7 protein-coding genes are annotated in these 7,078 nt (G+C 67.5%); 4 read left to right on the top strand and 3 right to left on the bottom strand.

Annotation, left to right across the window (positions count from 1 at the left end):
• The 3 genes from WA965_RS12890 to metG form a co-directional block, all read right to left on the bottom strand.
• A partial coding sequence (locus WA965_RS12890) for a sigma factor (RefSeq protein WP_526447593.1) occupies nt 1-404 on the bottom strand: 404 nt, incomplete at its 3' end.
• Entirely contained in the window at nt 401-1,570 is a 1,170-nt protein-coding gene (locus tag WA965_RS12885) for an NAD(P)/FAD-dependent oxidoreductase (protein ID WP_526296271.1), read from the bottom strand. The genes WA965_RS12885 and WA965_RS12890, both read right to left, overlap by 4 nt.
• A gap of 94 nt (nt 1,571-1,664) precedes the next feature.
• On the bottom strand, nt 1,665-3,236 hold the full coding sequence (gene metG / locus WA965_RS12880) for a methionine--tRNA ligase (protein WP_526296273.1): 1,572 nt from the start codon (nt 3,234-3,236) through the stop codon (nt 1,665-1,667).
• A 26-nt stretch (nt 3,237-3,262) separates the two neighbouring features.
• Between metG and WA965_RS12875 the strand changes: the two genes are divergently transcribed.
• The 4 genes from WA965_RS12875 to WA965_RS12860 all read left to right on the top strand — a co-directional run.
• A complete protein-coding gene (locus WA965_RS12875) occupies nt 3,263-4,114 on the top strand; it encodes a TatD family hydrolase (RefSeq protein ID WP_526296275.1) in 852 nt (283 codons plus the stop codon).
• 82 nt (nt 4,115-4,196) lie between these two features.
• Nucleotides 4,197-5,324 carry a transglycosylase family protein gene (locus WA965_RS12870; protein WP_526296277.1) on the top strand — a complete coding sequence of 376 codons (1,128 nt, stop codon included), beginning with the start codon at nt 4,197-4,199 and terminating at the stop codon, nt 5,322-5,324.
• Between the two features lie 47 nt (nt 5,325-5,371).
• Entirely contained in the window at nt 5,372-6,262 is an 891-nt protein-coding gene (gene rsmA / locus WA965_RS12865; RefSeq protein WP_526296279.1) for a 16S rRNA (adenine(1518)-N(6)/adenine(1519)-N(6))-dimethyltransferase RsmA, read from the top strand.
• Nucleotides 6,263-6,319: 57 nt separating this feature from the next.
• Nucleotides 6,320-7,078 (top strand): 4-(cytidine 5'-diphospho)-2-C-methyl-D-erythritol kinase (locus WA965_RS12860; RefSeq protein ID WP_526447591.1); only part of this gene is annotated, 759 nt, incomplete at its 3' end.

Below are 7,078 nucleotides of genomic sequence, written 5' to 3'. Positions count from 1 at the left end.
GAGAAGCCGAACACTTCCCGCAGCACAAAAACCGCGCGTTCATCGGGTCCCAGCGTCTCCAGCACCACCAGCATCGCCATCGACACGGACTCGGCGAGCACCACGTCGGCGGACGCATCCTGCTCGGTCAGCAGCGGCTCGGGCAGCCACGGCCCGATGTAGTCTTCGCGGCGCCGCGACTGCGCCCGCAGCGCATTCAGCGATTGCCGGGTGACGAGCTGGGCGAGGTAGGCCTTGGTGTCGGTGACCGCGGCCAGGTCCACCTCAGCCCACCGCAGGTAGCTCTCCTGCAGGACATCGTCGGATTCTGTTGCGCTGCCCAGGATCTCGTAGGCGATCGTGAACAGCAGCGGCCGCAACATCGTGAACCGTTCGGCGTGCACGTCACCCGGCGTGGCGGTCATGATGCCATGGTCGCCGATTCGCGGGCGGCGAGTGCAGCTTTGCGGTCGGGACCCTTCTGGGACTTGTAGGAGCCCGGTTTGACGGCCTCGCCCCGCATCCACTTCAGCGTCCAGCGGCACACCTGCTCTTTGATCAACGCGCCGGCGCGCCCGCCGACATAGAAGTTGGTGGGGGTGTCGTCCTTGTGCTGGAACTGCAGGGTGCCTCCGCGGCGGCCCAGGCTGATGCATTGAGCCGACATCGGCACGCTGACATCGGCAGCGTCGACGCCGCTGATTCGGCTCAGCACGGTGTTCGCCGCCTGCGCTCCCAGCGGCAGCCCCGCCTGGCAGCTCATCCGGTACGGCAGCCCCGACGGCGCCGCCGCATCCCCGGCGGCCACGATGTGGGGATTGTCGATGCTGGTCAGCGTCTCGTCGGTGAGTAGTCGGCCGATTCCGTCGGTGGCCAGACCGCTGTCGGCGGCCAGTCCGGGCACGCCGAACCCGGCCGTCCACACCGTCGCCGCACTCGGCAGCCGCCGGCCGTCGGCGAGCACCACCTCCGAGACCGTCACCTCCGTGACCGTCGTCTCGATGACCGCGACCGCCAGCTTGTGCAGCTGCTTGGCCACCGACCGTCGGCCCGGCTCGCTCAACGACGGGCCGAGCTCGCCGACGAGGGTGACCGAACGGCCCGCCTCCGCGAATTCCGAAGCCGCCTCGATTCCCGTCAGGCCGCCGCCGACCACAACGATCGGCGCGGACACGTGCAGGTCGGCCAGTCGTGCGCGCAGTCGCTCGGCCTGCTCGAGTTCACTGAGGGGATAGGCGAACTCCCGCGCGCCGGGCACCCCGGCGGGCACCGCGCCGGTACTGCCGACGGCGTACACCAGGTAGTCGTAGGCCAGCGTCGCCCCGGATGTCAGCGCGACGGTGCGCGCTGCGGCGTCGATGCGCTCGGCGCCGTCGATCACCAGTCGCACACCCGGGTTCAACAGCGTCGCGAACTCTTCGACGGCGTCATCATTCTGGATGGCCAGCTGATGCAGCCGGATGCGTTCCACGAACTTCGCGCGGGGGTTGACCAGCGTCACCGCGGCGCCGGCCCCCTGGATCCGGTTGGCCGCCATCACTCCGGCGTAACCGCCGCCGATCACGACGACGCGGGCTGTCTTCTCGGTCATGGTGTCTCTCTTTCTCTCGGACATGCCCTCGAGACACCGCGGAGCCGCCCGATGTGACACGACGTGACGCGCATCACACAGATAGAGGAAGGAGTCAGTCGGTCTGGTACCGCGGGAAGACCCCGGTGGGGGCGGGCAGCGCAGACCCGGGCGCCAGCCGCACCGGGATCGCGGTGAAGTCGCGCTGATCCTCCGGCTGGCCGAGCAGGGCGAGGAGCTTGGCGGTCGAGTCCGGCATCACCGGCTGGCTCAGCAGCGCCGCGATGCGCACGACCTCGAGCGTTGTGTAGAGCACCGTCGCGAAGCGCTGCGGGTCGGTCTTGCGCAGCACCCACGGTTCCTGCGCCGAGAAGTACCGGTTGGTTGCGCCCAGCACCGACCAGATCGCCTCGAGTGCCAGATGCATGGCGGGAACGTCGTAGTGCGCCCGGACCTTCGGCAACAGCGCGTCGGCGAGCGCCAGCAGCTCCCGGTCGGCGTCGGTGAACGGTCCCGGTTCCGGCACTACGCCGTCGAGGTTCTTGTTGACCATCGACAGCGAGCGCTGGGCCAGGTTGCCGAATTCGTTGGCGAGGTCGGCGTTGATCCTGCCGATGATGGCCTCTTCGTTGTAGCTGCCGTCCTGACCGAACGGCACCTCGCGCAGCAGGAAGTAGCGCACCTGGTCGAGCCCGAACGCGTCGACGAGCGCGACCGGGTCGACGACGTTGCCCACCGACTTGCTCATCTTCTCGCCGCTGACAAGCAAGAACCCGTGCACGTACACCCGGCGGGGTAGTTCGATGCCGGCCGACATCAGGAATGCCGGCCAGTACACGGTGTGGAACCGGATGATGTCCTTGCCGATCATGTGCAGGTCGGCCGGCCAGTACTTCCTGAAGTCCTCGGAGTCGGTGTCGGGGAAGCCGACACCGGTCAGGTAGTTGGTCAGCGCGTCGACCCACACGTACATGACGTGGTCGGGGTGGTCGGGGACCGGCACTCCCCAGTCGAACGTGGTCCGTGAGATGGACAGGTCGCGCAGCCCGCCGGAGACGAAGCTGACGATCTCGTTGCGCCGCACGTCGGGGCCGATGAACTCGGGATGCGCCTCGTAGTGGGCGAGCAGTCGGTCGGTGTAGGCCGACAGCCGGAAGAAGTACGTCTGCTCCTCGGTCCAGGTCACCTCGGTGCCCGTCTCGGTGGACACCCGTGACCCGTCGGGGCGTTCCTCGAGCTCGTCGTCGGTGTAGAAGCGTTCGTCGCGTACCGAGTACCAGCCCGAGTAGGAGTCGAGGTAGATGTCGCCCGCGGCGTCCATCCGCTTCCAGATCTCGACGGAAGCATCGAGATGGTCGGCGTCGGTGGTGCGGATGAAGCGGTCGAACGTCGCGCCGAGGCGTTTCTGCATCGCCTGGAACGCGTCGGAGTTGCGGCGCGCCAAGTCGGCGGTCGGGATGCCCTCGGCGGCGGCGGTCTGGGCCATCTTCAGCCCGTGCTCGTCGGTACCCGTCAGGTACCGGACGTCGAAACCGTCGAGGCGTTTGAACCTGGCCACGGCATCGGTCGCGATGTACTCGTACGCATGACCGATGTGCGGGGTCCCATTGGGATACGCGATCGCTGTGGTGACGTAGAACGGCGCACCTGGGGTGCGCGTCCCCGCGCCGGGGAATGGGGTGGTCATCAGGAAGTCACCTTAAAGTGTGAGCGGTGAGCTCCACGAAACAGCGGCGTGAGCCGCCCCCCGTTCCGGACCCCCTCACCCCCCTCGTCGACGCTCACACCCACCTGGACGCTTGCGGCGCCACCGACGCCGACGACGTCCGCGCGATCCTGGATCGGGCCGCGACCGCCGGAGTCCGCGCGGTCGTGACGATCGCCGATGACCTGGCATCCGCCCGGTGGGCGGTCGAAGCGGCCGACTGGGATTCTCGGGTGTACGCCGCGGTCGCCCTGCATCCCACCCGTGCCAACGCGCTGACCGAGGAGGCGCGGACGGTGATCGAACGCCTGGCCGAGCATCCGCGGGTGGTCGCGATCGGGGAGACCGGCATGGACCGGTACTGGCCCGGCCGGTTGGAGGGCTGTGCCGAACCGGCCGAACAGCGTGAGGCGTTCGCCTGGCACATCGATCTGGCCAAGCGGACCGGCAAGCCGCTGATGATCCACAACCGCGACGCCGATGCCGACGTGCTCGACGTGCTGCGTGCCGAGGGTGCGCCCGAGAATGTGATCTTCCACTGTTTCTCGTCCGGCGTGGACATGGCGCGGACATGTGTGGCGGCCGGCTGGCTGCTCAGCCTGTCCGGGACGGTGAGCTTCCGCAATGCCCGTGAGCTGCGGGAGGCTGCCCCGCTGATTCCGCCGGCCCAGCTGCTCGTCGAGACCGACGCGCCGTTCCTGACCCCGCACCCCTATCGCGGTGCGCCGAACGAGCCGTACTGCCTGCCCTACACTGTGCGAGCGTTGGCCGACGTCGTCGGCCGGCCCGCGGAGACGATCGCCCAGGAGAGTTCCGCGACTGCCGAGCGGGTGTACGGGCTGCAGAGTTGCTGCTCGTAGGCCTTTTCGTTACCGTCTTGTAATCAAACGCGGAACGGCCGCTCTGCCGCCCGTATTACCTAGTCGGGGATAGACGACGACCTTGAATGCTCTGAACCAACTTCATCAATCGCGCTCGCCCATGTTGCGCGCCGTCGTTGCTGCGATGCTGCTGACGCTCGTTTTTGCCGGTGGCACCGCCGTGGCGGCGCACAAGACCGTGACCTTGACCGTCGACGGCGCCTCCATGACGGTCCCGACGATGAAGACCCGGGTCATCGACGTCGTCGAGGAGAACGGCTTCGAGGTCGGCGACCGAGACGATCTGTTCCCCGCCGCCGATGCCTCCGTCCGCCAGTCCGAGACGATCGTCCTGCGTCGCAGCAGGCCCCTGGAGATCTCGACCGACGGTGGCGGCACCGAGCAGGTCTGGACCACGGCCTCCACGGTGCAGGAGGCGCTGGCCGAACTGGAGATGACGGACAAGGCGCCGCTGGCGGCCTCGCGTGGCAGCCGCGTGCCGCTCGGGGGTATGTCGCTGCCCGTGGTGGGTCCGAAGTCGGTGCAGGTCAACGATGGTGGCCAGATCCGCACCGTGCGCGTGGCCGCGCCGAACGTGGCCGCTCTGCTCGACGCGGCGGGAATTCCGCTGCAGCAAAGCGACACCGTCGCTCCCGCACCGTCCACGCCCGTCACCGACGGCATGGAGGTTCAGGTCACCCGGATCCGCGTCGCGAAAGTGACCCAGCGGGTGCCGCTCACCCCGAACAACCAGCGCATCGACGATGTGACACTCAACATGAGTCGGCAGATCGTGGAGAACCCCGGCAGCCCCGGCACCCAGGACGTCACCTTCGCGGTCGCGACGGTCAACGGGGTCGAAACGGGCCGTTTGCCAGTAGCCAATGTCGTCGTCACGCCCGCGCGCGATGGTGTGCTGAGAGTCGGCGCAAAACCGGGCACCGAGGTACCTCCGGTCTCCAACGGAGCCACCTGGGACGCCCTCTCCCGCTGTGAAGCGGGAGGTAACTGGGCCATCAATACCGGCAACGGATATTTCGGTGGGGTGCAATTTGACCAAAACACATGGGAGCGCAGCGGTGGTCTGCGCTATGCTGCGAGGGCAGATCTGGCAACAAGAGAAGAGCAGATCGCGATTGCTGAGGTAACTCGGGCGCGTCAGGGTTGGGGGGCGTGGCCGACCTGTAGCGGGAGGATCGGTGCTTCGTGACAATTCGACTCCTCGGGCGAACCGAGATTCGACACCTGGCTAAGGCCATGGACTTCAGGCCGCGCAAGTCGTTCGGCCAGAACTTCGTCCACGACGCCAACACCGTGCGCCGAATAGTGTCGGCCTCCGGGATCAACCGGTCCGATCATGTTCTGGAGGTCGGTCCCGGTCTGGGCTCGCTGACATTGGCGCTGCTCGATCGTGGGGCCAAGGTCACCGCGGTGGAGATCGACCCGGTCCTGGCCCGCCAGCTGCCGACGACCATCGGCGATCACTCGCACAGCGAGATCAACCGCCTCACGGTGCTCAACCGCGACATTCTGACGTTCAAACAGTCGGACATGACCGAGATGCCGACCGCACTGGTGGCCAACCTGCCCTACAACGTGGCCGTGCCGGCGCTACTGAACATGCTCGAGGAGTTCCCGTCGATCCGCACGGTCATGGTGATGGTGCAGCTCGAGGTCGCCGAGCGGCTCGCCGCCGAACCCGGTGGCAAGGACTACGGCGTGCCGAGTGCCAAGGTCCGCTTTTTTGGCAACGTCCGGCGCTACGGCACGGTGTCGCCCACGGTTTTCTGGCCCATCCCGCGGGTCTATTCCGGCCTGGTGCGGCTCGATCGGTACGAAACTTCGCCGTGGCCGACGGATCCGGAGTTCCGCGAGCAGGTCTTCGAGCTCATCGACGTGGCGTTCGCCCAGCGACGTAAGACCTCGCGCAATGCGTTCGCCGAATGGGCAGGATCTGGCAATGAATCGGCCAGCCGTTTGCTGGCTGCCAGCATCGACCCGTCCCGCCGAGGGGAGACGCTCGCGGTCGCCGACTTCGTGCGGCTGCTCCAACGCTCCGAGGACTGGCACGTCACGCCCAAGGTCGAACCGGCGGCGGTCGAAGAACCCGTCTCCGACACCGACCAGCAGTCGCACAGCGCGCTCTGATCCGACGGGTCGGGCGTCGAATGCGCCCGCGAGTTCTTGCAGCGTTAGTGTCGTGCCGTGTCCGCGCGTGACGGAAATACAGCATCTGAGTGGGTCCCCACCGGGTCGGTCAACGTCCGGGTGCCGGGCAAGGTCAACCTCTATCTGGAGGTGGGAGATCGACGCGATGACGGCTATCACGAGCTGAGGACCGTCTTCCACGCCGTCTCGCTGCTCGACGAGGTGACGGTCGCCAACGCCGACATGTTGAGCCTGGAGGTCTCGGGCGAGGGCGCGGAATCGTTGCCGACCGATGAGCGCAATCTCGCATGGCGGGCGGCGGAACTGTTGGCCGAACATGTCGGGCGGGCTCCGGACGTCGCGATCTCGATCGAGAAGACGATCCCGGTCGCCGGCGGTATGGCCGGTGGAAGTGCCGACGCGGCTGCCGTGCTGGTGGCGATGAACGCGTTGTGGGAACTCGGCGTACCGCGGCGTGACCTGCACGCCCTCGGAGCTCAGCTCGGCAGTGATGTGCCGTTCGCCCTGCACGGTGGCACGGCGCTGGGCACCGGTCGGGGCGAGGAACTGGCAACAGTGCTGGCGCGCAACACTTTCCACTGGGTTCTGGCATTCTCCGCGACCGGACTGTCCACCCCGAAGGTCTTCGGTGAGATCGACCGGTTGCGGGCCGCGGGTGATCGCAACCTGCCACCCCGCCTCGAATCTCCCGAACCGGTGCTGGCCGCATTGGCCTCGGGGGATCCGGCCGAGTTGGCGCCGCTGCTCGGCAACGACCTGCAGCCCGCGGCGCTGAGCCTGGATGCGTCGCTGCGC

The organism is Mycobacterium sp. (assembly GCF_049683935.1).
Classification (GTDB): Bacteria; Actinomycetota; Actinomycetes; order Mycobacteriales; family Mycobacteriaceae; genus Mycobacterium.
Note: the sequence above shows the minus strand (reverse complement) of the source record. Positions and strands in the feature narration are given on the sequence as shown.